The 1,662-nt window shown below is 70.6% G+C and carries 2 protein-coding genes and 1 tRNA gene; all 3 read left to right on the forward strand.

Annotation, left to right across the window (positions count from 1 at the left end; all coding sequences use genetic code 11):
* The first annotated feature begins 121 nt into the window (after positions 1 to 121).
* Positions 122 to 652 (forward strand): hypothetical protein, encoded by a 531-nt coding sequence (locus tag ACWCV3_RS28860; RefSeq protein WP_451230301.1) that lies wholly within the window; start codon positions 122 to 124, stop codon positions 650 to 652.
* Positions 653 to 750: 98 nt separating this feature from the next.
* Complete coding sequence (locus tag ACWCV3_RS28865; RefSeq protein ID WP_451230304.1) at positions 751 to 1,347, forward strand: DUF262 domain-containing protein; 597 nt, start codon at positions 751 to 753, stop codon at positions 1,345 to 1,347.
* Between the two features lie 41 nt (positions 1,348 to 1,388).
* Positions 1,389 to 1,486: transfer RNA gene (locus ACWCV3_RS28870), tRNA-OTHER, on the forward strand.
* Positions 1,487 to 1,662: the final 176 nt, after the last annotated feature.

Below are 1,662 nucleotides of genomic sequence, written 5' to 3' on the forward strand. Positions count from 1 at the left end.
CCGATCTGTCTACAGCGTCGGCCGGGAGCGCGGCCTGTACCTCGGACTGCGCAACGCCGGCGTACCGGCTGCGACGTCCTGACCCGCCAACGACCAAGGAACGAGGAACGAGGAACCGACCATGAGCGTGCTGGAGACCCCGGCCCCGCCGGTGAAGCCGACCGGAGAGACGCTGCGGCCCTTGCTCACCGGGCAGGCGCACATCGACATCAGCACCGCCTTCCGGCTGCTGGACGACCACGAGGCCCGCGTGCGGGCGTACGAGCACGCGGCGAGGGCCTGCGAGCGCGAGGCCGCCGGCGAGGCCGTGACGCAGGTGTTCAAGGCCCTGGCCAACGCGGAGAGCGCCGCGCCGGACGACGTCCGGCCGTTGCACGCCGCCCGCGTGGACGCCTACGCGGCGGAGCACGGCATCAAGGGCTGGCACCGGCGCACCGACCTGCGCGGCAGGGGGTACATCGCCATGGACCGGCTGCGGCTGGTCGCGCGGGACGGCGACCGGGGCCGGTACTACTCGCTGCGGGACTTCATGCCGTGCCCGCCGCTCACGGTCAGCGTGGTGGACCGGGACACCGGCCGCACCGCGTACCGCGCGCTGAACTACGGCATCGCGGAGCAGTGGATGCGCGAGCACGAGCAGCCGGCCGGCTGAAGTCATCCGGGCCCCGTGGTTGCACACTCCGGGGCTCTATGGTTTAATTAAATCAAGAGGCCGGGTGAACCGGTCGACCAGGGAGTGAGGAACCGACCATGACACGGCAGACCGCCGCACCGTTCGACCACATCAGCCTGAACCCCACCTATCGCGCCGCTTCCGGTCTCGCCGACCTCGTCCACAGCGGCGCCCTGCTGCTGGACCCGCCGTATCAGCGCGGCAGCGTGTGGACGCTGGACCAGCGCATCGCCCTGGTGGAGTCGTGGCTGCGCGGCCTGCCCGCCGGCGTCGTCATCCTCTCCGACCGTGGCACGGAGACGTGGCGCCGGGCGAACCGGGGCGCGGACCCGTACGAGACCGGCAAGGGCATCTGGGCCGTCATCGACGGCAAGCAGCGGCTGACCACCGCCGTGATGCTGTTCAGCAGCGAGTTCGCGTTCCCCGCGTCCTGGGTTCCCGAGGACTTCGTGGACGTGGCAGAGGACACGGAGGACGGGCCCTACGTCCGGTACAACACCCTGACCCGCAAGGGCCAGCGGTTCATGGAGAATTACTGCTCGCTCATGGTGGCGGAGACCAAGGACTGCTCGACCGAAGCCGACGAGGCCCGGCTCTATCTGCTCGTCAACGGCGGCGGCACGCAGCAGACCGACGCCGACATGGCCAACGCGGCCCGTGTGGCCGGGGCCTGAGCACGACGGCCCGCCCCGGGCCGCAACCGGGGCATCCGCAAGGGCTTGTAGCACAGAAGGCAGTGCACCCGTGAGCGCGTTCCTTGGTCGGTTCCCGCGCTCCGGGAAGACTCCGGTTCGACTCCGGACGGGCCCACCAGACAGCGACCGAAGCGACTGAGGAAACGAGGAACGATGAGCGAGACCGAGCAGCGGCGCACGGTGACCTCCGAGGAGCACCACGCCAGCCTGATCATCTCCGGGTTCCCGGACCTGCCGAGCCGGTACGGCCCCGGCAACCTCCGCCCGAACCGCGCCGTCCTGCACTACCGCAGC

It is taken from the genome of Streptomyces sp. NPDC001781, assembly GCF_053596035.1.

What these genes read in the sequence shown, in the direction of transcription:
- ACWCV3_RS28860 (WP_451230301.1), top strand. Translation starts at nt 122, where the DNA reads ATGAGCGTGCTGGAGACCCCGGCCCCGCCGGTGAAGCCGACCGGAGAG.
- ACWCV3_RS28865 (WP_451230304.1), top strand. Translation starts at nt 751, where the DNA reads ATGACACGGCAGACCGCCGCACCGTTCGACCACATCAGCCTGAACCCC.